This is a genomic window from Janthinobacterium sp. 78 (genome assembly GCF_003096775.1).
Classification (GTDB): Bacteria; Pseudomonadota; Gammaproteobacteria; order Burkholderiales; family Burkholderiaceae_D; genus Janthinobacterium; species Janthinobacterium tructae.
In genome coordinates, this window is the sequence record NZ_QENT01000001.1 from 5860076 (window position 1) to 5886236 (window position 26161).

The 26161-nt window shown below is 63.5% G+C and carries 23 protein-coding genes and 1 tRNA gene; 12 read left to right on the forward strand and 12 right to left on the reverse strand.

From position 1 onward, the window contains the following. Positions 1–127 precede the first annotated feature (127 nt). The 3 genes from C8C92_RS25745 (at position 128) to C8C92_RS25755 (ending at position 3450) form a co-directional block, all read left to right on the forward strand. Positions 128–397 carry a type B 50S ribosomal protein L31 gene (locus C8C92_RS25745; protein ID WP_010401544.1) on the forward strand — a complete coding sequence of 90 codons (270 nt, stop codon included), beginning with the start codon at positions 128–130 and terminating at the stop codon, positions 395–397. A 152-nt stretch (positions 398–549) separates the two neighbouring features. Next, the gene (locus tag C8C92_RS25750; protein WP_099762034.1) at positions 550–2274 is read left to right on the forward strand and encodes a glycosyltransferase; all 1725 of its coding nucleotides are present in this window, start codon (positions 550–552) and stop codon (positions 2272–2274) included. A gap of 195 nt (positions 2275–2469) precedes the next feature. Then, the gene (locus tag C8C92_RS25755) at positions 2470–3450 is read left to right on the forward strand and encodes a choice-of-anchor A family protein (protein ID WP_099762033.1); all 981 of its coding nucleotides are present in this window, start codon (positions 2470–2472) and stop codon (positions 3448–3450) included. Positions 3451–3526: 76 nt separating this feature from the next. Here the strand turns inward: C8C92_RS25755 and C8C92_RS25760 are convergent, their stop codons facing one another. Further along, positions 3527–5206, reverse strand: coding sequence for an AMP-binding protein (locus C8C92_RS25760; protein ID WP_099762032.1), 1680 nt, complete (start codon positions 5204–5206; stop codon positions 3527–3529). Positions 5207–5339: 133 nt separating this feature from the next. On the opposite strand from C8C92_RS25760, the gene C8C92_RS25765 reads away from it, so the two are divergent. Then, complete coding sequence (locus C8C92_RS25765; RefSeq protein WP_116745654.1) at positions 5340–7703, forward strand: DNA polymerase II; 2364 nt, start codon at positions 5340–5342, stop codon at positions 7701–7703. Between the two features lie 7 nt (positions 7704–7710). Here the strand turns inward: C8C92_RS25765 and C8C92_RS27620 are convergent, their stop codons facing one another. Next, complete coding sequence (locus C8C92_RS27620; RefSeq protein WP_165829550.1) at positions 7711–7863, reverse strand: hypothetical protein; 153 nt, start codon at positions 7861–7863, stop codon at positions 7711–7713. Positions 7864–7963: 100 nt separating this feature from the next. Between C8C92_RS27620 and C8C92_RS25770 the strand changes: the two genes are divergently transcribed. Both C8C92_RS25770 and C8C92_RS25775 read left to right on the forward strand, forming a co-directional pair. Beyond that, positions 7964–9280, forward strand: a complete 1317-nt coding sequence (locus C8C92_RS25770; protein WP_116745655.1) for a hypothetical protein — start codon at positions 7964–7966, stop codon at positions 9278–9280. A 195-nt stretch (positions 9281–9475) separates the two neighbouring features. Continuing rightward, positions 9476–9562: transfer RNA gene (locus tag C8C92_RS25775), tRNA-Leu, on the forward strand. Between the two features lie 213 nt (positions 9563–9775). Here C8C92_RS25775 and C8C92_RS25780 read toward each other — a convergent pair. The 3 genes from C8C92_RS25780 to C8C92_RS25790 all read right to left on the reverse strand — a co-directional run bounded on the left by C8C92_RS25780 (position 9776) and on the right by C8C92_RS25790 (position 11399). Beyond that, positions 9776–10018, reverse strand: coding sequence for a hypothetical protein (locus C8C92_RS25780; RefSeq protein ID WP_116745656.1), 243 nt, complete (start codon positions 10016–10018; stop codon positions 9776–9778). 376 nt (positions 10019–10394) lie between these two features. Then, the gene (locus tag C8C92_RS25785; protein ID WP_116745657.1) at positions 10395–10973 is read right to left on the reverse strand and encodes an NnrU family protein; all 579 of its coding nucleotides are present in this window, start codon (positions 10971–10973) and stop codon (positions 10395–10397) included. Positions 10974–11042: 69 nt separating this feature from the next. After that, entirely contained in the window at positions 11043–11399 is a 357-nt protein-coding gene (locus tag C8C92_RS25790) for an Imm10 family immunity protein (RefSeq protein ID WP_165829551.1), read from the reverse strand. A 164-nt stretch (positions 11400–11563) separates the two neighbouring features. Between C8C92_RS25790 and C8C92_RS25795 the strand changes: the two genes are divergently transcribed. The 4 genes from C8C92_RS25795 (at position 11564) to C8C92_RS25810 (ending at position 14436) form a co-directional block, all read left to right on the forward strand. Beyond that, positions 11564–11980 carry a GNAT family N-acetyltransferase gene (locus C8C92_RS25795; protein WP_243420359.1) on the forward strand — a complete coding sequence of 139 codons (417 nt, stop codon included), beginning with the start codon at positions 11564–11566 and terminating at the stop codon, positions 11978–11980. Next, on the forward strand, positions 11980–12726 hold the full coding sequence (locus C8C92_RS25800) for a M56 family metallopeptidase (RefSeq protein WP_116745659.1): 747 nt from the start codon (positions 11980–11982) through the stop codon (positions 12724–12726). Before C8C92_RS25795 ends, C8C92_RS25800 begins: the two co-directional genes overlap by 1 nt. A gap of 63 nt (positions 12727–12789) precedes the next feature. Beyond that, complete coding sequence (locus C8C92_RS25805) at positions 12790–13290, forward strand: hypothetical protein (protein WP_116745660.1); 501 nt, start codon at positions 12790–12792, stop codon at positions 13288–13290. 309 nt (positions 13291–13599) lie between these two features. Further along, positions 13600–14436: a universal stress protein gene (locus tag C8C92_RS25810; protein WP_099762024.1), complete on the forward strand. Its 837-nt coding sequence runs from the start codon at positions 13600–13602 to the stop codon at positions 14434–14436. Positions 14437–14496: 60 nt separating this feature from the next. On the opposite strand, the gene C8C92_RS25815 is transcribed toward C8C92_RS25810, so the two are convergent. The 3 genes from C8C92_RS25815 to C8C92_RS25825 all read right to left on the reverse strand — a co-directional run bounded on the left by C8C92_RS25815 (position 14497) and on the right by C8C92_RS25825 (position 18611). After that, positions 14497–16815 (reverse strand): NADP-dependent malic enzyme, encoded by a 2319-nt coding sequence (locus C8C92_RS25815; RefSeq protein ID WP_099762023.1) that lies wholly within the window; start codon positions 16813–16815, stop codon positions 14497–14499. Between the two features lie 192 nt (positions 16816–17007). Continuing rightward, a complete protein-coding gene (locus C8C92_RS25820; protein ID WP_207781051.1) occupies positions 17008–17370 on the reverse strand; it encodes a hypothetical protein in 363 nt (120 codons plus the stop codon). A 35-nt stretch (positions 17371–17405) separates the two neighbouring features. Further along, positions 17406–18611: an MFS transporter gene (locus C8C92_RS25825; RefSeq protein ID WP_116745661.1), complete on the reverse strand. Its 1206-nt coding sequence runs from the start codon at positions 18609–18611 to the stop codon at positions 17406–17408. 121 nt (positions 18612–18732) lie between these two features. Between C8C92_RS25825 and C8C92_RS25830 the strand changes: the two genes are divergently transcribed. After that, the gene (locus C8C92_RS25830) at positions 18733–19254 is read left to right on the forward strand and encodes a MarR family transcriptional regulator (RefSeq protein WP_116745662.1); all 522 of its coding nucleotides are present in this window, start codon (positions 18733–18735) and stop codon (positions 19252–19254) included. Here the strand turns inward: C8C92_RS25830 and C8C92_RS25835 are convergent. Further along, entirely contained in the window at positions 19251–19856 is a 606-nt protein-coding gene (locus C8C92_RS25835) for a hypothetical protein (RefSeq protein ID WP_071075366.1), read from the reverse strand. The two genes, C8C92_RS25830 and C8C92_RS25835, sit on opposite strands and share 4 nt — an antisense overlap. Positions 19857–19945: 89 nt before the next feature. Here C8C92_RS25835 and thiL point away from each other — a divergent pair, with 89 nt between their 5' ends. Continuing rightward, positions 19946–20926: a thiamine-phosphate kinase gene (gene thiL, locus C8C92_RS25840; protein WP_116745663.1), complete on the forward strand. Its 981-nt coding sequence runs from the start codon at positions 19946–19948 to the stop codon at positions 20924–20926. Between the two features lie 7 nt (positions 20927–20933). Here the strand turns inward: thiL and C8C92_RS25845 are convergent, their stop codons facing one another. The 3 genes from C8C92_RS25845 to C8C92_RS25855 are packed head-to-tail and all read right to left on the reverse strand — an operon-like array spanning position 20934 to position 26157. Next, on the reverse strand, positions 20934–23510 hold the full coding sequence (locus tag C8C92_RS25845) for an EAL domain-containing protein (RefSeq protein ID WP_116745664.1): 2577 nt from the start codon (positions 23508–23510) through the stop codon (positions 20934–20936). Beyond that, positions 23507–25537: an ATP-binding protein gene (locus C8C92_RS25850; RefSeq protein WP_116745665.1), complete on the reverse strand. Its 2031-nt coding sequence runs from the start codon at positions 25535–25537 to the stop codon at positions 23507–23509. Before C8C92_RS25850 ends, C8C92_RS25845 begins: the two co-directional genes overlap by 4 nt. Before the next feature lie 2 nt (positions 25538–25539). Then, a complete protein-coding gene (locus tag C8C92_RS25855; protein WP_165829552.1) occupies positions 25540–26157 on the reverse strand; it encodes a YfiR family protein in 618 nt (205 codons plus the stop codon). Between the last annotated feature and the right edge of the window lie 4 nt (positions 26158–26161).

Consider the following 26161-nt stretch of genomic DNA (forward strand, 5'->3'; position numbering starts at 1 on the left):
TGCGGCCCGAAAGCGCTATATAATCGACGGTTGCATTATTTTAAACCCTGGCAAGTGATCGGCAATCGGGTCAAGAAGCAAGACGACCGACGAAGTGCTGTTTGGCTACCTACTTAGAGAGAATCCCATGAAAGTCGATACCCATCCAGAATACCGCGAAGTTGTTTTCCACGATCTGTCGTGCGATTTCAAATTCGTTACCCGCTCGACCATCCAAACCCGCGAAAAAATCACCCACGACGGTAAAGAATACCCACTGGTGAAGATCGAGGTTTCGGCTGAATCGCACCCATTCTTCACGGGCAAGCACAAAATCGTCGATACCGCTGGTCGCGTCGAGAAGTTCCGTCAGAAGTTCGGTACCGTTGGTTCGAAAACCGCAGTCGCAGCAGGCTGATTTTTGCCGCTTGGCGGCAAAAAAGGGCAGCTTCGGCTCCCAGAGAAAAGGCAGCCACGGCTGCCTTTTTTGTCTTTGGCCGCTTTACTTTATACTCGCGCATACCCGACGCCATTCGTCGCGTCTTGCCACTATTCTGATACCGATTATCGATGAAGCCAGTCCGCCTTCCTGCAGCTGCCACACTCGCGCTGCCACGATGGGCCTTGTTTGCGCTTGGCCTGCTGTACATCCTGCCTGGCCTGATCGGCCGCGAGCCGTGGAAGAACGATGATGCCGCCAGTTTCGGCATCATGTGGACCATGGCGCATGGCGGCCTGAACGACTGGCTGTGGCCCAACGTGGCCGGCCTGTCCTGGCCCGAGGAAGGCCCGCTGGCCTTCTGGCTGGGCGCCATTTTCATCAAGCTGTTCGGCTGGATCGACGGCGACGTCTTCGGCGCACGCATGTCGACCATCGGCATCTTCGTCGTCAGCACCCTGTCCGTCTGGTACACCGCCTTCAACCTGGGCCGCCGCAATGACGCCCAGCCCCTGCGCCTGGCCTTCGGCGGCCAGCCCGAGCCGGACGATTTCGGCCGCACCCTGGCCGATGCCGCCGTGCTGATCTACCTGGGCTGCCTGGGCTTGCTGCAGCACAGCCACGACATCACGGCCGAAGCGCTGCATGTGGCGCTGATGGCCTATTTGCTATACCGCGCCGTGCGTTATGTGGAAGGCCCATCCATGCGCAATGCCGCCCTGCTGGGCCTGGCGCTGGGCGGCCTGACCCTCACGCGCGGCTGGATCACGCCGGCGGCACTATGCATCGCCCTGCTGCTGTGCACCGTCTTCCTGCGCCTGCCGCTGCTGCGCAGCGTGCGCCACCTGGCGCTGGCCGTGCTCGTGGCCATCGCACTGGCCCTGGTCTGGCTGTTGCCGGGCGAACTGCTGCAACCATACGGCCATTCGCCGCTGCAGGCATGGATAGAGTGGAATGGCCGCCAGTTCAGCGCCCCGAGCCTGAAAAGCCTGCAATATTTCTTGCGTGTCGGTATCTGGTTCTTCTGGCCCGCGTGGCCGTTCGCCGCCTGGGCCGTGTACGCCTGGCGCCGCCAGCGCCACGTGCTGCACATCGTCGTGCCGCTGACCTTTGTCGCCATGCTGGCCATCCTGGGCCTGTGCCACCCCGATCCCGAACCGAGCCAGCTGTTGCCCCTGCTGCCGCCGCTGGCCGTGATGGCCGCGTTTGGCCTGCTGACCATGAAACGGGGCGCCATCAACGCCATCGACTGGTTCTCCGTGATGGTGCTGACCATCTGCGCCCTCGTACTGTGGCTGTTCTGGTTCGCCATCCTGACGGGCTGGCCGCCGCAACAGGCCCACAATGCACTGAAACTCGTGCCAGGATTCAAGCCCGAGCTGGAACTGGTGGCCTTCTTCGTGGCCGCCGGCGTCACGGCCGGCTGGATCGCCCTGGTGCACTGGCGCATCTCGCGCCAGCCTGCCGTGCTGTGGCGTGCCGTGGTGCTGTCGTCCGGCGGCCTGATCCTGATCTGGGTCCTGATCATGACCTTATTCCTGCCGCCGCTGAACTACAGCAAGAGCTACGCCAGCGTGGCGCACCAGATTTCCATCCACCTGCCGCCAGGCAGCAAGTGCATCAACAGCAACGTTGGCGCCGCCCAGCGCGCCTCGTTCGCCTACTACGGCCACCTGCCGTTTGCCAGCGTGGAGCAGCAGCAATGCGATGTGTTCTTGTTACAAGACAGCATCAAGGTTCCTGACAGCAAGGAACAGCTGCCCGAGCATCACGGCGCGGACTGGATCAAGCTATGGGAGGGCCGCCGCCCCACCGACAATGTGGAGCGTTTCCGCCTGTACCAGCGCATCAGGTAACACACGAAAAAACCGGGCATGTCCCGGTTTTTTCTTGCCCGCCAGGCCAGCTTCGAGCATAGATAAAATATTGCTTTAAAGTATAGTCAATTAGCTAAAATGAACGACAATTGCTTTTTATATTATAATGTCGGCCAGCGCGATGGCGGTGTACTTGCTTTCCCGCCCTTCCGTCCCTATTACTCGAGAATATTTATGACATTTTTTGCCTCACGCACCTTGCCGCTCATCAGCGCCGCCCTGTTCGCTTTCTCCTTCAGCGCCTCGGCCCAGGCGACCGTGATTGACCTCGGCGTCGCCAACGGCTACTCGGCCTTCATCTTCGGCAACATCGGCAGCAGCAATGCCAGCGGCTTTACCAGCGTCGGTGGCAGCCTGGCCGCTGGCGGCAATATCTACCTGGATCACTACAGTGTCGGCACGAACAAGAAGCCCGGCAGCGCCGCCAACACGCTGGTTGCCGGTGACAGCCTGAATATCGGCGAAGGCGGCATCAAGGGTACGGCCGTGTACGGCGTCAGCAATGCCAACGGCAGCGTGACGGCACGATCTGACTACCCAGCGGGCACCTTCAGCAAGGGCAATGCCTCCACCCTGGACTTTGCGGCCGCCCAGCAACAACTGACGACCTTGTCGGGCGACGTGGCCAAGCTGCAATCGAACGGCACCGTGATCTCCCAATACGGCGGCTTCAAGCTGGTGGGCGACGTCAATGCCGACGTGAATGTCTTCACGATCAATGCGGACAACCTGCATAACCTGATCCTGGACGTATCGTCGCTGAAAAGCACGGCCAGCATCATCATCAACGGCACGGCCACCAACATCACCATGAGCGGCGGCTTCGACAATTTCGCCAGTTTCGCCAACCGTACGCTGCTCAACTTCGCCAATGCCACCACCACCAGCCTGCAGAACGTCGGCATCAACGGCAGCATCCTGGCGCCGAACAGCGCGTTTTCCGGTTCGGGCAGCATGAATGGCACGCTGGTCGCCAATTCGGTCAGCTCGATCAATTATGGCCACGTCTCGATGAACGGCTCCGGCTTCAACACGGTCAACGTCTCGGCCGTGCCGGAACCAGGCACCTGGGCCATGCTGCTGGCCGGCCTGGGCTTGCTCGCCTTCATGCGCCGCCGCACGCCAGCGCGCGCACCGCAAGCGCAACTGGCCTGAGCTTCACGCTGCAGCCATCAAAAAAACACCGGGCCGCGCGAGCGTCCCGGTGTTTTTTTATGTGCTGGCGAAAGGATTATTCCGCGCTCAGCCCCAGATCCGTGGCCACCTGCTGGCGCAACAAATATTTCTGGATCTTGCCCGTCACCGTCATGGGAAATTCCTCGACGAAGCGCACATAGCGGGGAATCTTGTAATAGGCGATCTGCCCGTCGCAAAAGGCGCGGATATCCTCGCTGGTGGCCTGCGTGCCCGGCCTTAGAATGATGCAGGCGCACAACTCTTCGCCATACTTGGCATCCGGCACGCCCACACATTGCACGTCGAGCACGCTCGGGTGGCGGTACAGGAATTCCTCGACTTCGCGCGGATAGATGTTTTCGCCACCACGGATGACCATGTCTTTCGAGCGGCCGACGATGCTGCAAAAGCCGTTGGCATCGATGACGGCCAGGTCGCCCGTGTGCATCCAGCGCGCCGTGTCGATGGCCTCATTTGTTTTTTCCGGGTCGCCCCAGTAGCCCTGCATCACGGAATAGCCGCGCGTGAGCAATTCGCCCTTCTCGCCGCGCGGCACGATCCGCCCTTCCGCATCGACGATTTTCACTTCCAGGTGCGGGTGGACGCGGCCAATCGAGGACACGCGCATTTCGCGCGGGTCTTCGATCGCCGTCTGGAAGCTGACGGGCGACGTTTCCGTCATGCCATACGCGATGGTGATTTCCGCCATGTGCATCAATTCGATGACCCTCGCCATGACTTCCATCGGGCAGGGCGAGCCGGCCATGATGCCGGTGCGCAAATTCGACAGATCATATTGTTTGAAATCTGGATGGTCGAGGATGGCGATGAACATGGTGGGCACGCCATGCAGCCCCGTGCAACGCTCGGCCTGCACCGTTTCCAGCACGGCCTTCGGGTCGAAACCTTCGCCCGGAAACACCATGGCCGCGCCATGCGTGACGCAAGCCAGGTTGCCCAGCACCATGCCGAAACAGTGATACAGGGGCACGGGAATGCACAAGCGGTCGCGTTCCGTCAGGCGCATGGCTTCGCCAATGAAAAAGCCGTTGTTCAGGATATTGTGGTGCGTCAAGGTGGCACCCTTCGGCGCGCCCGTGGTGCCGGACGTGAACTGAATGTTGACGGCGTCGTCAAACTGCAAGGTGGCGCTGACGTCTTCCAGGTGGGCCAGGTCGGCCTCCGTGATGCCCTCCATCACCGCGTCGAAGTTGTGCATGCCTGGCGTGGCGGCCGCGCCCAGGCGGATGACGTGGCGCAATTGCGGCAGGCGCGGCGACTGCAGGGCGCCCGCGCGCGAACGGGCGATCTCCGGCACCACGTCTTGCACGATGGCCAGGTAATCGCTGGACTTGAAGCTGGGCGACAGGATCAGCGCGCTGCATTGCACCTTGTCGAGCACGTATTCGAGTTCCGAACGCCGGTAGGCGGGGTTGATGTTGACCATGATCAAACCGGCTTTCGCCGTGGCGAACTGGGTCAGCACCCATTCGGCACAGTTTTGCGACCAGATGCCGACCCGGTCGCCCGGCTGCAAGCCCAGCTTCAGCAAGCCGGCGGCCAGGCGGTGCACGCGCCGCTGGAATTCGGCATACGTCCAGCGCACGTTCTGGTGCGCCACGATCAGGGCATCGTGCTGGCCGTAGCGGGCGGCGACGCCGTCCAGGTAAGCGCCTATGGTTTCGCCGATCAACGGCGTCTCGTGGGCGCCATGTACATAACTCATTGCTTGCATGCTGTCTCCAGGGTGTGTGGCGCGACGCGCTCTTGTTATCGTCTTCGATGCTGAAAATTATAGCCGCAACCGCCCCCGCCCTGCACCGGCTTGCTGTAATGTGCAGGCCAGCACACCAGACATTCACGGCACCATGACAGGCAACGCGCAGCACCCGCCCGAACAGGGCTTTATTTTGACCCGCCACTGGCGCGACACGTCCGCCGGCACGGAAGTCGATTTCTGGCTGGCAACAGACACCGGACCACGCCACGTGCGCCTGCCCGTGCAGACGGCCGTCGCCTTCCTTCCCATGGAGCAGCGCGAGCAGGCGGAACTGCTGCTGCGCGGCGAGCGCCATGCCGAGTTGCGGCCCCTGTCGCTGTGCGATTTTCACCAGCGCCCCGTGCTGGGCTTATATTGCAAGCAATACCGGCATTTGCTGAAGCTGGAAAAGCAGTTGCGCGCCCACGGCGTCGACGTGTACGAAGCCGACATCCGCCCGCCCGAGCGCTACCTGATGGAGCGTTTCATTACGGCACCGGTAAGCGTCAAAGGGGAAACAGGACAGGAAGTACAGCTGAAACCGGCGCCAGGCTACCGGCCCAGCTTGAAACTGGCATCGCTCGATATCGAGACGACGGCCCATGGCGAGCTGTATTCGCTGGCCCTGGAAGGCTGCGGCCAGCGCCAGGTCTACATGCTGGGGCCGCCAAACGGCGGCGACGAGACACTCGATTTCGACCTCGCATACTGCGACAGCCGCGCACAAATCCTCGAACGCCTGAACAGCTGGATGGCGCGCCACGATCCGGACGCCATCATCGGCTGGAACCTGGTGCAGTTCGACTTGCGCGTGCTCAAGGAACATGCCGAGCGCTATCAAGTTCCCTTGCGGCTGGGACGCGGCGGCGCCGTGATGGAGTGGCGCGAACATGGCGGCAAGCAGGAACACTATTTTGCCGCCGCGGCGGGACGGCTGATCATCGACGGCATCGAAGCATTAAAATCGGCGACGTGGAATTTTTCCTCGTTCAGCCTGGAAAACGTGGCGCAAACGCTGTTGGGCGAAGGCAAGTCCATCGACAATCCCTACCAGCGCATGGCCGAGATCGACCGGCGTTTCCGTGAGGATAAACCGGCACTGGCGCGCTACAACCTCAAGGATTGCGAACTGGTCACGCGCATCTTCGCGAAAACCGAGTTGCTGACGTTTTTGCTGGAACGGGCCAGCGTGACGGGCCTGGCGGCCGACCGCAGCGGCGGCTCAGTGGCAGCCTTCGAACATTTGTACTTGCCGCTGATGCACCGCCAGGGTTATGTGGCGCCCAACCTGGGCGATATTTCGGGCGAAAACAGCCCCGGCGGCTTCGTCATGGATTCCCAGTCGGGCCTGTACGACTCCGTGCTGGTGCTCGACTACAAAAGCCTGTACCCGTCCATCATCCGCACCTTCCTGATCGATCCCGTGGGACTGGTGGTGGGCACCAGCGGCGACGAAGCCGATACCGTGCCCGGCTACCGGGGGGCGCAGTTTTCGCGTGTGAAACATTGCCTGCCCACCATCGTGGAACATGTGTGGCAAGGGCGCGAGACGGCCAAGCGCGAGCGCAACGCCCCGCTGTCGCAAGCGTTAAAAATCATCATGAATGCGTTTTATGGCGTGCTGGGATCGAGTGGCTGCCGCTTTTTCGATCCGCGCCTGGCCTCGTCGATCACCCTGCGCGGCCACGACATCATGCACCGCACGCGCGAGCTGATCACCGAACAAGGCTACCAGGTCATCTACGGCGACACGGATTCCACCTTCGTCTGGCTGAAAACAGCGCGTACGGATGAAGAAGCGGGCAAGATCGGCCGCGCCCTGGTGACGCACGTCAACGCCTGGTGGGAGCGGCACCTGCGCGAGGAATTCGGCCTGGAGAATGCGCTGGAGCTGGAATTCGAGACGCACTACCGGCGTTTCCTGATGCCCACCATCCGCGGCTCGGAAGAAGGCAGCAAGAAGCGCTATGCGGGCCTGGTGGGCAAGCCCGACGGCAGCGAACAGATGGTCTACAAGGGCCTGGAAACGGTGCGCAGCGACTGGACGCCGCTGGCGCAGCAATTCCAGCAAGAGTTATACCGGCGCATCTTCCAGCGCGCCGCCTACCAGGATTACGTGCGCGACTACGTGGCGCGCACCGTGCGCGGCGAATGCGATGCTTTATTGGTCTACCGCAAGCGATTGCGCCGCCCCCTCGGCGATTACCAGCGCAATGTGCCGCCCCATGTGCGCGCGGCGCGCACGGCCGACGCCTACAACCTGGCGCAGGGCCGGCCGCTGCAATACCAGAACGGTGGCTGGATCAGTTATGTCATCACGGTGGCGGGGCCGGAACCACTGGAAACACAGCGCTCGCCCATCGACTACCATCACTACCTGACGCGCCAGCTGCAGCCGGTGGCCGACGCGATCCTGCCCTTCCTGGGCGACGATTTTTCGCGCCTCGTGTCGGGGCAGCAGGATTTGTTTTAGGTCAATTTTACTGACCGGCATGGCCAAGCTGAGGTAATATCGGCGCCTGCCAGGCCAGTCCGCAGGCGCTGTGCGCCGGGGCAGCGTAAAATACGCCATGGCGAAAGAATAAGAGCTGCATGAAGAAGATGCCATTCCAGACGAGAATCGTTCGCAACATGATTTTCCCAGCTGAAATGGCGCATCATTTAACACTATGTTGAACCAGCGGGCAGTCGCACCAGCCATCTGCCCTGCTAATTTTTGAATGAATTGACACCATGACCGAGATCACGTCCTTAAGAGACATCCCGCAAAAAAATATCTTCCGCAAGGGCGACACCTTTGTGCTGTTCGGCGAGCTGTTCGGCCGCGGCTATGTGAATGGCTTGCTGGACGAAGCGCGCAAGGCGGGCATGAATATCGTCGGCATGACGGTCGGCCGCCGCGATGAAAACATGGCGCTGCGCCCGCTGAACGCGGAAGAGCTGGCCGAAGCGGAAGCCAACCTGGGCGGCCGCATCATCAATGTGCCGCTGATGGCCGGTTTCGACCTCGACGCGCCAGCCGGCGAACCGACGCCGACGGCCCTGCTGGCCGACATGACCCTGAAAAGCTGGCAAGAAGACAAGCTGGACTGGGCGCAGATCGAACGCTGCCGCGAAGCCGGCATCGCCCGCTTCGGCGCTTCCGTGGCGAAAGCCATGGCCGAGCTGGACAGCCTGATTCCTGACGGCAGCAATGTGTATTTCGCCCACACCATGGCTGGCGGCATTCCAAAGGTCAAGGTCTTCCTGGCGATTGCCAACCGCATCTACAAAGGCCGCGGCGAGCGCTTCATGTCCTCGCGCGCCCTGCTCGACAGCGACCTGGGTAAATTGATCCTGATGAACTTCGACGAAGTCACGGCCAACACCCTGCAGCACCTGATCGACGGCAGCGCCGCCATCCGCGCCCGCATCGAGCAAACAGGCGGCCAGGTGCGCTACAGCGCCTACGGCTACCACGGTACCGAGATCTTGATCGACGGCAAATACCAGTGGCAAACGTATAGCAACTACACGCAAGGCCTGGCCAAGATGCGCCTGGAAAACGTGGCCAAGGCCGCGTGGGAAAAAGGCATCAAGGCCACCGTCTTCAACTGCCCGGAAATCCGCACGAATTCGTCCGACATTTTTGTCGGCGTGGAACTGTCCTTGTTCCCCCTGCTCGTCGCACTGAAAAAAGAAGGCGGCGCAGCCTGGGCCGAAGAGCAATGGAAAATCTGCCAGGGCTTGCTGGAAGACGGCGTCTCGCTGCAAGACTTGCTCGACCGTATCGCCACCTACAACGGCGACGCCACCAGCGTGCAGTTCCGCAACTTCGCCGCCTGGCCGATGGACAACACGCCAGAACTGGCCGACGTCATGATCGGCACCTCGGACGACATCACCAAGCTGCACAAGGACCGCAAGGAACTGATCACCGACCACCTGAGCTCGCTGGTACTGGAAGGCACGGGCCCGCTGATGTTCCACGCCATGTCGGAGCCGCAAGCCCCCGTCATCTGGCTCAACCACGACATCATCGCGCGCCAGCTGAACTCGGTTCACAACTGAGCTTGATGTAGCGTAAGGCAAGCTGCACCACACCGACGGCCCGGCTCATCCCCGGGCCGTCGGCGTTTCCGGCACCGCGTTGTTGTCCGCACGCTGGAATCGGCGCCTTCAAGGATGCTCAATGCTGGTGTAAAACACACGTAAAGCATAAAACTTGCCAGATTGTGACAAATCAGTGATAATGCGTCTCGCGTTGCCGGGATGGCGGAATAGGTAGACGCACGGGACTCAAAATCCCGCGCTGGAAACAGCGTGCCGGTTCGATTCCGGCTCCCGGCACCACAGAACACATCAAAGAAGTACCGATAAAGCCATTAAATCCAATGTAATCAAGGATTTAGTGGCTTTTTTCTTGTCTGATCATTCCGAACACCAGCGATTATTCCCGATAGCGCTGCAGCGAGGCCGCCATGAACCGCCTGCCGCTGCTGCCCTAGCCGCAGCGGGGAAGTACGGCCGCATCACTGAATAGCGGCCGACGATTCCTTGCCATCATCAGTAGCTCATTTCCAGACCGGCCATCCTGACAACGAAGAAGGTGACGATCCCCAAGGCCAGGAGCAACAGCATGAAGACTGCGACCACCTTGCCGCTTGCGCGCAGCACCGCGCGATTCTGCTTCGCCTTATCCTGATCCTTCTTCCCTTGATCGTAATGCCACTTGATGGCGAAGAACATGCCCGTGCCGAGCACGAGAGCCTTGAAGGTAACTAAGACTATGGGGGTCCAATCGATCATTTTGCGTATTTCCAGTCTATTACTTGACACTATCTATCGTGAGGAGCACTACCTCAAAACGCTGCTTCAGCAGCTTCTGTTCAAACCATCCCCCAGACATCCTGTTTGACTCTTTCATTATAGCCACCTATGAAATAACAATGGCATCGGGCGCAGTGATGGGCCGAATACGGATGAGAGAGGAGACAACGTCAGCGTCTGCCATGCAAGGATGCTGCAGTACGTTCTGAAGCATACTACTTCAAAACAATTTCCATACATTGAGACAAAATGTCCCAGTTGAAAACCATGCAAGATGATCATTTGGCTATCTGCTTGCCGTGATTGGCCGGGAACGAGGGAGCGGGCACAGCAGCAAGGAAGCTGCCGCATCCGACTAGCCAAACGGCCGCACGCCAAACAGCACGCCATGCAGCCAGAACGCCAGCAGCAGCCACAGCGCGACCCCGGCGCCGATGGCAATCAAGGTGCCTTGCATGGTGCCGCCCTCGTACGCCACGCCGGCCGCGCGGTCGCGCCGCACGGCGGCATACAGATCCACTGACGACCAGGCGAGGAAGCCGCCGAACAGCAGCACGTCGGCCACGCTGCCGTTGGCCAGCAGATGCGCCACGGCCCAGAGTTGCGTGCCGAGCAGCATGGGGTGGTGCACCCAGGTCTTGATGCGGTTGCGCGGCACATTGGCCGCCGCCAGTAAAATCAGCGAGAACAGCATCAGCAGGGCGCTGGCGTGGCGCAAGCCCATGGGCGGCGCCCACAGCACCTGCGGTTGCTGGCGCGCCAGGGCGTAGCCCCAGATGATCAGACCCAGCCCGGCAAACGCCACAAGCGAATACAGCCCCTTCCAGCGCTTTTCGCCGAGGCGCGCCAGCTGGGCGCTGCGCCAGCCGTCGGCGACGATGCGCACCGAGTGCAAGCCCAGGAACAGCAGCAAACCGAGTATCAGCACCGTCATCGTCTTCCCTCCCAGTCAAAAGCAGCTAAGGAGCATAGACGACGCCATGGCCGGCGTCGTCCGCGCAGATCAACGTTCCTCGCGATAGTAGTCGCAGCCCTCGAACGTGGTGCGCAGCGCCTGCTGCAGCTGGGCGTAGCGCTCGGGCGTCAGGTTGAAACGCACGTCGATCTGGCCGTCGTCATCCATCTGCATGGCCGCCTCGGCATCCATCTGCACGGACAGGCGGTTCGGATGCAAGATCACGGCGTGCATGTGGCCATACCAGGCAAATTCCTGGCCGCAGTATTCAATATAGGGTTCGTCCATGCCCATGGCGACGTCCTGCTCGTCATATTCGTCTGCGCGCTGCAGCATCAGGTAGACGGGCTCGCCTTTGCCGGCTGGTGCGGCCAGGGTGGTGATCAGGGCGTCGTCTTGATTCATAACGGACAACTCGGTGGCGGTAAATCCTGCGGACATGGCGTGCTTTCAACAAATAGGGGGATGACGCCACCATAGCGCAAAAGCGGTGCAAACAACATGGCGCGCGGCGAATAAAGCATGCCGCCTATAATGGTCATTCCATCCATATTGCACAGGAGAGCGCCTTGACCGCAGCATCGCCCTACACCATCCGCCTGGCCATTCCCGCCATCGCCACCTACCAGCTGCTGCGCGTGGCCGCCGGCATGAGCGCGAAAAGCACGGAGGCGGCGGCCAAGGGCTTGCCCAACTCCCTGTTTGCCGTGCAAGTGCTGCTGGGCGACGAAGTGGTGGGCATGGGCCGCATCATCGGCGATGGCGGCTGCTTCTTCCAGGTGACCGATATCGCCGTGCTGCCCGCGCATCAGGGCAAGGGCCTGGGCAAGCGCATCATGCGCGAAATCATGCAATTCATCGAGACGGACGTCCCGCAAAGCGCGTATGTCAGCCTGATCGCCGATGGCCAGGCGCAAGAGCTGTATGCGCAATTCGGTTTCAAGCATACGGCGCCCGTCTCCGTCGGCATGGCGCTGGTACGCTAGTGCCGGCCTGGCTGGCTGGCAGCATGGCGCTGGCGCTGCTGTTGAGCGCCGCCGCCTGGCGCGCCGAGCGCACGCTGCAACGGCGCGGGCGCACGACGCGCTGGCTGTGGCTGGCGGCCATCGCCGCGTCCGCCATCTTGCCCCTGGCATGGCTACCCGGCGTGCTGGCAGCCATGCCGGCGACACAATCGCAGCTGAAGCTGGGCTGGTTTGTCTTATCCAGCGGCATGCTGCTGCTGCTGGTGCTGCGTAGCGTCTGGCTGCTGTCGCACCAGCGCCGCTGGCAGAAAACATCGTTACTGGGCACGCCCGTGTACTTGAGTGGCGGCATCGGCCCTTGCGTGGCGGGGCTGCTGCGACCGCGCATCGTGATGCCCGTCTGGCTGCAACTGATTCCACCCCGGCAGCAGGCGCTGCTGCTGGCGCACGCACAATGCCGGCTGGCCGCGCGCGACCCGCAGCTGATGGCCATGGCCTACGCCTTGATCGTGCTCATGCCCTGGAACCTGCCCCTGTGGTGGCAGCTGCACCGGCTGCGCTTTGCCATCGAAGTCGATTGCGACGCGCGCATGCTGGCGCACGGCCACGCGTTGCGCGACTATGCCACGGTGCTGCGTCGGCACGGCCAGTATTACTCGGGCTTGACGGGCGCCGCACCCATCGTGCTGGGCGATCCGCGCGCACTGCGCCGGCGCCGCCATCTGATGGCCAGATTTACCGGGAAGCAGGCAGCGAACTTGCTATAGTAGCGGCAACGCCGCGCGGCGCGCCCGCGTTCCCGGCTCCCCCTTAGAAATCAGAGAGATACCATGCTTTACCTGCTTGCCATCGTGATCGTCATCGCCCTGCTGTACTACGTCTTCAGCGGCCGCACGCCCGTCAAACCGCTGCACAAGCCGCTCGTTTCGGTACGCCAGTATATGCCGGCGATTCCTGCAGGCGCACCGGCACACCACTGGAACGACGAGGGGCGCTTTGCGTCGGAAGTGGAAAACGAAGCGATGTACCAGAGCGCCATCGCCAAACTGGCTGGCGAACACGGTCCCGGCAACGCGGAAGAAAAATGCCTGGCCCTGCTCGTCTGCGACGACGCCAATCCGTTCCAGGACAAGGCCATCGCCGTCTTCATCGATGGCCAGCTGGTCGGCTACCTGTCACACAACGACGCCCTGCGCCTGCGCCGCAACCTGGGTCGCATGGACCTGGTCGGCCAGCTGACCTCGTGCGACGCCGTCATCCGCGGCGGCGGCCTGTGGAACGGCAAGCGCCTGTCGTATGCCGTCTGGCTGGACTTGCAGCCCTACAATTAAGTGAACTCCCGCCACGGCCAGCGTTGTTGCGTCACACAAAGAAGTGCCGGACAGATGGCGCCGGCGCCGATGCAGACCACTGGAAGGGCAAGGAGTTCGATGCCATTATCGCCGGCAGGGGGATAGGCATTTTGATGCACATCAAACAGCTCGCAATTTCCTGGCCGTGGCCTTGCGGAAGGCCATGGCCCGTGTTTTTTTGACCCACATCAAGTCCAGCATAAGAAAACCGCCGTCCGGCACGGCAATGCTGGACTTGCCCGTGTTGTCGTTCTAGCCTTGTTGCCATCCTGACTACCGAGTGACACCATGGCTTACAAATCCATCCTCGTCCACGCCGACCTGTCGCGCCATGCGCCGCAGCGCATCGCCATTGCGGCGCGGCTGGCGCACGCGCACCAGGCGCACCTGATCGGCGCGGCGATGACGGGCCTGTCGCGCTTTACCCTGGAAAACAACCGCGGCATGCGCGGCGGCGCCGTGGCGGCGCAGATTTCAGCACTGCACGGCCAGGCGGAACAGGCACTCGACCAGTTCGAAACGCTGGCGCGCCAGGCCGGCGCCGTCTCGCTCGAACGGCGCCTGATCGAAGACGATGAGGATGGCGGCATGGCCGTCAGCGCCCGCTACAGCGACTTGACGGTGCTCAGCCAGCACGACGACAGCGAAGCGCTGCCCGGCGCCATGAGCGACCTGGTGCCGTATGTGATGCTCAACGCGGCCCGCCCCGTGCTGATCGTGCCGCGCAGCGGCCAGTTTGCGGAGGTCAACAACACCGTGGTGGTGGCCTGGGATGGCAGCATGGAAGCGACGCGCGCCATCGGCCACGCCCTGCCCCTCTTGCGCGCGGCGCGCCTGGTGGTGCTGGCCCTGCTGCACCCGCCGGCTGGCCATGCACAGCCGGCCCGCCATCCGGGCGCCGACATCGCCGCCTACCTGAGCCGCCATGGCGTGCCCGTGGAAGTGCGTCCCGCCATCGCCACGGGCGACATCGGCACGGCGCTGCTGGCCATGGCCGCCGAAGTGCATGCAAACCTGCTGGTGATGGGCGGCTACGGCCACGCGCGCTTCCGCGAAATTTTATTGGGAGGCGTCACGGAAACCGTCTTGCGCCAGATGACCTTGCCCGTGTTGATGGCGCACTGACGTCAAAAAGCCGCGCCACCCTGACGGATGGCGCGGCTTTTACCGAAGAACAGCTAGCGCTTAGACTTTACGTTGCGCCACCGCATCCACGACGCACAAGGCCGTCATGTTGACGATGCGGCGCACGGTGGCCGATGGCGTCAGGATGTGCACGGGCTTGGCGCAGCCGAGCAGGATCGGGCCCACGGCGATGCCGTTGCCGGCGGCCGTTTTCACCAGGTTGTAGGCGATGTTGGCCGACTCGATATTCGGCATGACCAGCAGGTTGGCATCGTGCTTCAGGGCCGAGTTTGGCATGATTTTTTCACGCAGCTTGCTGTCGAGGGCCGTATCGCCGTGCATTTCGCCGTCGATTTCCAGGTCCGGCGCGCGTTCCTTGATGATGGCCAGCGCGGCGCGCATCTTTTGCGCCGAGGCGCTGTCGCTGGAACCGAAGTTCGAATGCGACAGCAGGGCCGCGCGCGGCGACAGGCCGAAGCGGGTCATCTCTTCGGCGGCCATGATGGTGATCTCGGCCAATTGCCCGGCGTCCGGGTTTTCGTTGACGTGCGTGTCGACCATCACCAGCTGGCGCTCCGGCATGATCAGGACGTTCATGGCCGCGTAGACATTGCTGCCGGCGCGCTTGCCCAGCACCTGGTCGATGTATTTCAGGTGCAGCTGGGTGGTGCCGAAGGTGCCGCAGATCATGCCGTCGGCGTCGCCCTTGTGGATCATCATCGAACCGATCAGGGTATGGCGGCGGCGCATTTCCAGCTTCGCGTATTCCTCGGTGACGCCCTTGCGGCTGGTCATCGCGTAATACGTGTTCCAGTAATCGCGATAGCGCTCGTCGAAGTCCGGGTTGATGACGTCGAAATCGACGCCTTGCTTGAGGCGCAGGCCAAATTTCTGGATGCGCGCTTCGAGCACGGGTGGACGACCCACCAGGATAGGACGCGCCAGTTTTTCATCGACCACCACTTGCACGGCGCGCAGCACGCGCTCTTCTTCGCCTTCGGCGTAGACGATGCGTTTGAGTTCGGCCGGCGTCGATTTGGCCATCAGGAACAGCGGCTTCATGAAAGTGCCGCTGCGGTAGACGAATTGCTGCAGGCTGTCCGCGTACGCTTGCAAGTCCTTGATCGGACGCGTGGCGACGCCCGATTCCTCGGCTGCCTTGGCGACGGCCGGGGCGATCTTGATCAGCAAACGGGGATCGAACGGCATCGGGATCAGGTATTCAGGACCGAACGACAGGTTGCTGATGCCGTAGGTGGTGGCGACGATGTCGGACTGCTCGGCATGCGCCAGGTCGGCGATCGCGTGCACCACGGCGATTTCCATTTCGCGCGTGATCGTCGTCGCGCCGCAATCGAGAGCGCCGCGGAAGATGTACGGGAAGCACAGCACGTTGTTGACCTGGTTCGGATAGTCCGAACGGCCCGTGGCGATGATGGCGTCGCTGCGCACGGCCTTGACTTCTTCCGGCAGGATTTCCGGATTCGGATTGGCCAGCGCCAGGATCAGCGGGTTCGGCGCCATCTTGCGCACCATGTCTTGCTTCAGCACGCCGCCGGCGGACACGCCCAGGAAAATGTCGGCATCCGGGATGATCTCGGCCAGGGTGCGCAGCGGCGTGTCTTGCGCGAAGCGTTCCTTGTCCGGGTCCATCAGTTCCGTGCGGCCCTTGTAGACCACGCCGGCCAGGTCGGTGACGTAGATATTTTTCAGCGGGAAGCCCAGGTCGACGATCAGGTCCAGGCAGGCCAGCGCCGCGGCGCCCGCGCCCGACACGACCAGCTTGCACTCTTCGATTTTCTTGCCGACGGCTTTCAGGCCGTTCAGGATGGCCGCGCCGACGATGATGGCGGTGCCATGCTGGTCGTCATGGAAGACAGGAATCTTCATGCGGCTGCGCAACTGGCGCTCGATGTAGAAGCACTCGGGCGCCTTGATGTCTTCCAGGTTCACGCCGCCGAAGGTCGGTTCCAGCGAAGCGATGATGTCGACCAGCTTGTCCGGGTCCATCTCGTTGATTTCGATGTCGAAGACGTCGATGCCGGCGAATTTCTTGAACAGCACGCCCTTGCCTTCCATCACCGGCTTGGCGGCCAGCGGGCCGATATTGCCCAGTCCCAGCACGGCCGTGCCGTTGGTGATGACGGCCACCAGGTTGCCGCGCGCCGTATATTTATAGGCATTCGCCGGATCGATGACGATTTCTTCGCACGGAGCTGCTACGCCTGGCGAGTAGGCCAGCGCCAGGTCGCGCTGGTTGGTCAGTTGTTTGGTGGGCGTCACGCTGATTTTGCCGGGGCGCGGGCACTCGTGATATTCGAGTGCGGCCAAGCGCAATTGTTGACGCAATTCTTCTTTTTTATCAGATGACGAATCCATGCTGTGCAGCCTTCCTGTTTGGTCGATCGGGTGTTCCGGATTTTATCAGACCGATTCTTTCAATTAGCTAGGTATTTTCCGCTAGCCACAGTCTGATATCACGAAAACGCATAACCTAGCATTGTAAGGCCGTCCGGCGGCACAAACGTGCTGAGCAGGAAAAACTATCAAATTTTAGATTTCAATTAGTTTTTATGATAGGCGACCAGGGGCACGCCACAGCGGCAGCGCTTCGACGGCGCGCTCGAGATCGTCCATCTCATCCGCGCCCAGGGTGGTGTCGAACGGCGCGGACAAAATGCTGCGCATCAGCGCCAGGCGCGTCGTCGCTTGCTCCGCGTCGATGAAGCGCGTCGTTTCCGCGCAATACTGCGCGCGCCGCAGGGCATCGGCGCCGTCATCGTCGCCGTCGGGATAATAGTAGCGGCCGATGTGATGCAGCGACTGCAACAGGAATTCGATCTCGCGCAGGATGCGCAGCGCATCCTCGCCGGACAGCACGATGCGGCGGTTGGCGGGCAATAAGGAGGGTGGCGCAGCCATATCGTCAGCCATGGTGGTACATCTTTCTCGCAGGGAAAACCGATAGCCTACGCGATTTTTCCTGCCGGCGACGCCAGCCGCGCACCGGGCGCGAAGCGCACGGCGATCAGCAGCAGCAACACCACGCCGCCCGCCATCACCATCCACGCCTGGGCCAGGCTGGACGAATGCTGGCGGATCAGGCCGGCAATGAAGGGCATGCTGCTGGCGATGATGTAGCCGCCGCCCTGCACAAAGCCCAGCAGGGCGCCGGCGCCGGCCGGGTCCGTCACGTGGTCCATGCTGACGATCAGCGACAGGGGGAACAGGGAACCGATGCCGCAGCCCAGCAGAATCACGGCGGGCAGCGCCAGTTGCGCCGGCGCCACGATCAGGCAAGCCAGGCCGCCCAGCACGGACAACAAGACGGACAGCAGCAGGATGCGGCGGTCGGGAAAGCGGTGGATGATGCTGGAAATGACCAGTCCCGCCAGCACTTCCACCAGGGTCAGGGCACCGAGCAGCAAGCCGCTGTCGGCCGCGCTCCAGCCCAGTTCCGTGTAAAACGGCGGCAGCCAGGCCAGCACCAGCGTGTAGGCGCCCGTGCCGATGCCGAAAAACACCATCAGCAGCCAGGCGCGGCCACTGCCCACGGGCAAGCTGGCGCCCGCGCCGCTGGCCACGTCCACGCGCGTAGCGGCAGCGCGGCGCCACAGCAGCGCGGCGGCCACGGCGGGCAGCGCCCACAAGGCCAGCAGCGCGTTCCAGCCCCAGCTTTGCGCCAGCGGTGAAGCGGACGCGGCGGCAATGGCCGCACCACCCATGATGCCGGTCGTATAAAAGCCCATCAACTGGCCCGCCCGCGCGGGGAAATGGCGCTTGATGAAGGCTGGCAGCAAGGCTTGCACCAGTGCGATGCCCAGGCCGCCCAAGGCCGCCGTGGCGATCAGGCCGCCGCTGTCATGCAAGGGCCAGCGCAGCGCGCAGGCGGCAGCGATGATGGCGATGCCGATACCGATGCCACGCGCCACGCCCAGGCGGCGCTGCAGCTGCACACCCGCCAGCGCGCACACGCCCATGGCGAACACGGGCACGGTGGTCAGCAAGCCCGCGTCGGCATTGCTGATGCCCGTGCTGGCCTGGATGCTGTCGAGCAAGGGGCCGATGGCGGCCAGGATGGGCCGCAAGTTCAAGCCCAGCAGGATGATGGCGGCCACCAGCAGGGCCGAGGAAGCGGAAGAAGAAGGGGAAGCGGCAGGTCGTGCGGATGGCATGGGATAGTCCTTGCCTCGCTGGGAGGCACATGGTTTAATGCGTCATCAATTATGACTCGATGAAAAGTATCTTAACATAAAGATAGAAATCTATCTTGAGGTCGAGATAAATGGACACCCCATGACAACTACCCCGCAAGAACACACGCGCGCGCAATTTGCCGCAGCACAATGGCAGCGCGAATTACCGCAGATGGATACGCATGCCATGCAACTGGTGGGCCAGCTGGGCACGGTGGCGCAGCTGATGGCGCGCGACTGGCTCAACCCGCTGTTTGCCGAACATGGCTTGCAACCGGGCGAATTCGACGTGCTGGCGACCTTGCGCCGCTCGGGGGCGCCCTACAGCCTGACGCCGACGGCCTTGTACGAGGCGGCCATGCTGTCCTCGGGCGGCATGACCAACCGCATCGACCGGCTGGAAGCGGCCGGCCTGATCGAACGCCAGAAGCACCCGACGGACCGGCGCGGCGTGCTGGTGGCCCTGACGCCGAAGGGATTGGCACTGATTGACAAGCTGGTGCTGCTGCACGTGGAAAACGAGCGCGCCATGCTCTCGCCCCTGAGCGCGGACGAGCAGCGCCAGCTCGACCAGTTGCTGGCCAAGCTGCTGCACGGCATGGCGCAGGCGAAGAAAGGCTAGGCGAGCAGCTGCGCCAGCTCGCGCAGCGCCGCATTGCCGCGCCGGGCCAGGCGCTGCAGTTCGGCAGGGTCGCGGCTGTCGTACAGGGCCTGGACATGGCCCACGCTGGCCGCGTGCAAGTCGATATCGCTGTCGCGGTCCGCAAGCTGGGCGTCGGCCACGTGGCCCTCGACCAGGGTCAGATAGTAATGACGGGGCTTGCCGCGCAAGTTGGCGGCAAACTGCAGCACCAGGCCACTGTCGAACAGCAGGGCGCCGCTGCGGCCACCCTGTTCCAGCAGCACGCGAAACGCCGGCAAGGGCTGCCGCGCCGCGCGCAGGAAACCGGCCAGGTGCACCTGATAACCGAGGTCCAGGCCATTCGCGCCCAGCTGGCCGCGCTGCAGATACGCCTTGAACGACGCCTGCACCTGCCGCTTGCCCCTGCGGAACAGGCGCTCGTCCTCGTACAGGCACAGCTGGCCGCCATCGCTGATGGCGTCGAAGCCCCACGCCACCAGTTCCTGTGCCTCGAAGGAGGCCAGGCCGACGGCTTGCGGGTCGCGCAACCAGCCATGGTCGAGCCAGGATTGCAGCAGGTCGTGAATATCGAGAATGGGCATGGCAGGTTGCTCGGCAGTGGAAAAGACCCGTATTGTAGGCCAGCCTATAATAGCCGGGCCACACCATCACTCAACGCACAGACTACGCCATGGCCCCACACGACGCGCTTTCCGAATTCGACCTGATCAAACAATACTTCGTGCGCCAGCGCCCCGGCCGCGCCACCCTGGGCATCGGCGACGATTGCGCGCTGATTACGCCCGGCGCCGGCAAGCAGATCGCCATCTCGTCGGACATGCTGGTCGAGGACCGGCATTTCTTTGCCGGCGCCGACGCCCGCATGCTCGGTCATAAAAGCCTGGCCGTGAACCTGTCCGACCTTGCCGCCATGGGCGCGCGTCCCGTAGCATTTACCCTCGCCCTGGCGCTGCCGCAAGCCGAGCGCGCCTGGCTGGCCGGCTTTGCCGAAGGCTTGTTTGCGCTGGCCGACGCGTTTAATTGCGAACTCATCGGCGGCGACACCACCAAGGGGCCCTTAAATATCTGCATCACCGTATTCGGCGAACTGGCACCGGGCCAGGCCCTGCGCCGCAGCGCGGCCGTGGCGGGCGACGACATCTGGGTCAGCGGCACGCTGGGCGACGCGCGCCTGGCGCTGGCCGGCTACCGCGTGGAACAGGAACTGGCGCCAGCCGACCTGCTGATGGCTGGCGTGCGCATGCACACGCCCACACCACGCGTGGCGCTCGGTTGCGCGCTGGCCGAAGCGGGCCTCGCGCATGCGGCCATCGACATTTCGGACGGCCTGGTGGGGGACCTCGGGCACATCTTGAAAGCGTCGCAAGTGGGCGCCACCCTGAACGTCGACGCCCTGCCGGCCGGCCCCGTGCTGGCGCGGCAGGAAACCAGCCTGCGCCGCCGCTACACGGCCGCCGGCGGCGACGATTATGAGCTGTGCTTCACGGCGAGCGCTTCCTCGCGCGCGGCCATCGCCGCGCTGGCGGCCAGCTGCGGCACACCCGTCACGCGGGTCGGACGCATCGAGGCCCAATCAGGCTTGCGGCTGGTCGATGCGGCAGGCTTGCCGCTCGATCTGGCGGTGAGTTCTTTCGACCACTTCAGCGAATAAACAAGCGCTACCGCGCCGCCGCCCGCGCCAGCCCCGGCTGGTTCACCATCCAGTAGTGCTGGAAGGCCAGGCGGATGTTGTCGCGCAGCTGGGTGTCATCCCACGGCTTCGTATAGAAACGGTAGATGGCGCCGCGGTTGATCGAGTCGAGCACCGCTTCGAGGCCCGTGTAGCCGGACAGGATGATGCGGATGGTTTCCGGGTACAGCTCTTTGACTTTGCTCAAGAATTCCGTGCCGCTCATGCTGGGCATGCGCTGGTCGCAGACGATCACGTGGACCCTGTGCAGGGCCAGCATTTCAAACCCTTCGGCCGGCGTGCTGGCCGTGAGAATCTGATAGCCCTCGGGGCGGAACAAACGGTGCAGCGAGGACAGCACGTTGACGTCGTCGTCGACGATGAGCAGGGTTTGCGCCGGCTGGGCGGCGGGATCGTGGCCGGGCGGCAGGCCGGCGCCGGCGGCGATCATCTGCCCCAGTTCCAGCGCCGGCAGGGCGCGGCTGAAATAAAAGCCCTGGATCTCGTCGCAGCGGTTGCGCCGCAGGTATTCGAGCTGCGGGCGCGACTCCACGCCCTCGGCCACCACGCTCAGTTTCAGGCTGTGCGCCATGCTGACGATGGCCAGCGCGATGGCCGCGTCGTTCGGGTTGCTGGTGATGTTGCGCACGAAGGCGATGTCGATTTTCAGCTTGTCGATGGGGAAACGCTGCAAATACGCGAGGCTCGAGTAACCGGTGCCGAAATCGTCGATGGCCACCTTGACGCCGATTTTTTTCAATTTACCCAGCACGACGATGGTGCGCTCGGCGTTCGACATCAGCGCCGTTTCCGTCAGCTCCAGCTCCAGCAGTTCCGCCGCCACGCCGTACTGCGCCAGCGCGCGCGTCACTTCGCCTTCCAGGTCGCCTTCGGCAAACTGGCGGCTCGACACATTCACGGCCACGTGCACGGGCCCCACTTCGCTGTCGCGCCACTCGGCGATCTGGCGGCAGGCGGCCTGGATCACCCAGGCGCCCACGCGCACGATCAGGCCCGTGTCTTCCAGCACCGGCACGAATTCGGCCGGTGCCACCAGGCCGTAGCCGGGACGGCGCCAGCGCAGCAGCGCTTCCACGCCGCTGATGCGGCCCGTGCGCAAATCCACCTTGGGCTGGTAGTAGAGGATGAACTGATCGTGTTCGAGCGCATGGCGCAGCGCCAGTTCCAGGTCCAGGCGCGCCAGCACCTGCACGTTCATGCCGGCCGTGAAAAAGCGGTAGCCGTCGCGGCCCGCCTGCTTGGCGCCGCCCATGGCCGTATTCGCGTATTTGATCAGCGTTTCCGGGTCGGTGGCGTCGTCCGGATACATGGCGATGCCGATGCTGGCCGTCAGGGTGGCCGCGTGGCCGCGCAAGTCGAACGGCGCGCGCAAGGCTTCGCGCACCTGGTTCGCTACCGCCACGGCTTCCTGCTGGTTGCGGCTCATGGTCAATATGAGCGCGAATTCATCGTTGCCCAGGCGCCCCACCGTGTCGCGCAGGCGCACGCATTCGACCAGGCGGTTGCTGAACTGGCGCAGCAGCTCGTCGCCCAGCGCCGCACCCAGGGTGTCGTTGATGCTTTTGAAGCGGTCCAGCGCGATGAACAGCACCACGATGCGCCAGCTTTTCTCTTGCGCCAGTTCGACGGCCTGGGCCAGCGTCTGGTAGAACAGGCTGCGGTTCGGCAGCCCCGTCAAGCCATCGTAATGGGCCAGGTGCTTCAGGCGCTCCTGCGCCTGGCGCCGCTCGCTGATGTCGCGCGCCACGGCGATCAGCAGCAGGCCACCCGTGGCATGGCCGCCGGCCACGGGCGCCTGCGCATACCAGTGCCAGCCCAGTTCCACGGGCACCGGGCTCAGGTCGCGCCGCAGCAGTTCGCATTCCGTCACTTCCGTGGCCAGGTGGGCCGCGCCGCCCGGCAGCGCGGCCAGGGGCGGGGCCGGCGGTGGCGGCAGCAGGGTACCGGGCGCCAGCGCCAGCAGTTCGGCGCGCGCATAGCCGAGCAGGCGGCACGCGCCATCGTTGACGTCGACCAGGGTCATGCCCAGCACGTCAACGAGGAAGATGGCGTCGGTGGTGGCGTCCATGGCGCCGCGAAAGCGCTGCAATTCGGCCGTGCGCTGGCCCACCGTGCGTTCGAGCAAGGTGTTGTAGTGGCGCGCGGCGCGGTGCAGCAACCGCACTTCGAGCATGTTGCGGATGCGCGTGAGCACTTCGAGCGCGTCGAAGGGCTTGCTGATGAAGTCGCGCGCGCCCGCTTCCAGCGCTGCCAGCTTGGCGTCCGGGTCGGCGGCGATCACCAGCACGGGCAGGTAGCCTTCCAGCTCCAGCGGGCGCAAGGCATCCATCACGTCGTAGCCGCTCATGCCGGGCATCACCAGGTCGAGAATGATCAGGTCAAACTGGTGGCGCTGGTGCAGGCCGGCCACGGCGCGCGCGTCGAGGGTGCTGCTGATGGCCGAGTAGCCGCCGCTGCCCAGCAGGTGCTCGAGCAGGCGCAGATTGACGTCCTGGTCGTCGACGATGAGAATTTTCGCCGCATAGATATCGGCCTGGCTGATCATGGCGCGCCTGCTCCCTTTTGCCGGCGCTGCTGCGCCACATAGGCCAGGGTGCTGTTGATCGCCTCGGTAAATTCATCGAGGTTGATCGGCTTGGTCAGATAGCGATAAAAGCCCAGCGCCATGCTGCGCTCGACGTCGCCCGGCATGGCGTTGGCCGTCAGGGCGATGACGGGAATGTGCGCCGTACGCGGATCGGCGCGCAGCAGTTTCAGCGCGTCCGTGCCGTTCACATGCGGCAGGTTGATATCCATCAAGATCAGCTGCGGCAAATGCGTGCGCGCCATCTCCACACCCAGGCGGCCATCCATGGCCGTCAGCAGCTGCAATTGCGGGCAGTAGCGCACGATTTCCTCGACCAGGGTCAGGTTGGCGGGATTGTCTTCCACATATAGCAAGGTCACGGGGGCGCTGTGCTCGAGCAGCGCGCCGGCCAGGTCCGGCCGCGGCAACGCCGGAGCGGCGGGAAGGGCCACGGCGTCGACCACGCGCAGCTCGATCCAGAAAATGCTGCCCTCGCCGGGCGCGCTGGAGACGCCGATGTTGCCATCCATCAATTCCACCAGGCGCTTGGTGACCACCAGGCCAATGCCGCTGCCTTCTTCCGTGCCGCCCTCCTGCCCCAGCCGGTTGAAGGGCTGGAACAGCAGCGCCAGCTGTTCGGCATCGAGACCCACGCCCGTGTCGCGCACGCTGATGCGCACGCGTCCGCACGCGTGCGGCACGCACTCGATGGCCACCTGCCCCTGCTCGCGGTTGTACTTGAGCGCATTCGACAGCAGGTTCAACAGAATTTGCTTGAGGCGCGTGCGATCGGCCAGCACGTTGAGGGGGCAGGCATCGGGGAAGGCCATGCCGATGCCGCGCTGGCTGGCCAGCGGCGCGATCATGTCGCGGCATTCCTGCAAGATGGCGTCCAGGCCCACCGGTTCCAGCGACAGGCTGACCGTGCCCGACTCCACCTTGGCCAGGTCGAGGATTTCATTGATCAAGGTCAACAAATGGCGCCCCGATTTGAGGATATGGCCGGCGAATTCCTTCTTTTGCTCCAGGGTCGACGGCAGGCGGTCGGAACTGAGAATTTGCGCGAAGCCCAGGATGGCGTTCAGCGGCGTGCGCAATTCATGGCTCATCGACGACAGGAAGGCCGACTTGGCATAGTTGGCGCTGCGCGCCTCTTCCATCGCCATGGCCAGTTCGCCATTCGTCATTTCCAGCTGCATCGTGCGCTCGTGCACGCGCACTTCCAGTTCCTGGTTCAGGCGCATGACTTCCTGCTGCGCCTCGGTGCGCTGCTCGCCCTCGCGCGCCAGTTCGCCGTTCGAGCGTTCCAGCGCGTGCGTGCGCAGCTCGATCTCGGCCAGCATCTTGTTGAAGGAATCGACCAGCTGCGCCACTTCGTCGTCGCTGAGCTTGCGCGCGCGGCGCGAGTAGTCGCCCGTCTCGATCACTTCGCGCGCCACATCGGCGATATCGAGGATGGGCTGCGTGATGACGAAATCGAGGCGGCGCAGCAGCAGCAAGGCCACCAGCAGCGCCAGCACCGTCACGCCCAGCGCGATGGCCAGGTAATCGGCCGTGCGGCCGGACAGCTCATAATCGGCGCGCAGATACACGGTGCCCAGCAGCTCGCCATTGTCGACGATGGGCTTGAACAATTCCACCGAGCTGCCGGCGATACTTTCGCCTTCCTTGCCCACCTTCGCCGGCAGCGCGCCCACGCGCTCGTTCGCGCGATAGCTGGCAAACAGGCTGCCGTCGGCCTTGTACAGGGCACCGGCCGTCACGCGCGGGCGGATGCGCATCAGGTTGAGGTTTTCCTGCGCCAGGCGTTCGTCGTCGAAGGCCAGCGCGGCCGAACTCATGTGCCCGAGCAGCTCGGCCTGGGTACTGATATCGGCCACCAGGTTGCGGTGATAGGCGCGCAAGTCGTAGACGACGATGGTGCCCAGCGAGATGACGAGCGCCACCAGGGTGGTCAGCAAGACCACCGACATCAGCTTGTGGCGGATGGAACGCAGTCGCAGCATGGTCAGGCGCCCCCCGTCTGCACGCGATAGGCGGCCAGCAGCATGCGCGCGCTGATGCGGATATGCGCCTGCGCCACGGGTTTTAAGGCCACGTCGAAGCGCACCTTGTCGTCGGCCATCACAAAATTGATCATGCTGCCCATCGCGTAGACCTCATCCGAATCGGACACCGTCAACAACGCCAGGCCACGGCTGGCGGCCAGCATCTCCTGCAGCGCCGTTTTTTCCAGCGCGCCCAGGTACAGCACGTGCAGCCCGGCCAGCGCTTCGCCGCGGCGCACTTTTTTCACCTGCACGGCGCGGCCGTTGACGTTGTGCCCGGCCACGCTCTGTTCGAGCTGCTCGGCCAGCGCATCGGCGCCCGCCACGCCGATCACCAGCGGAGAGTCGGGCCGGACAAAACTGCCGTCTGGCCACTCGACATAACCGGCAAACTTGTACAGATACCCGGCCTTGACCTGGCGTTCCAGGTCCCCCGGCACCTGCGATCGCGCATCGGCGCACAGCACGCCCAGGAGCAGCAATAGCCAGCCCAAGCGCAGGGAGCGGCGGCCGGCGCCGCGCACGGGGCGGCGCAGGGGGCCAGGATGACGCCACCAGGACCAGTTCAGAATTACCATGACT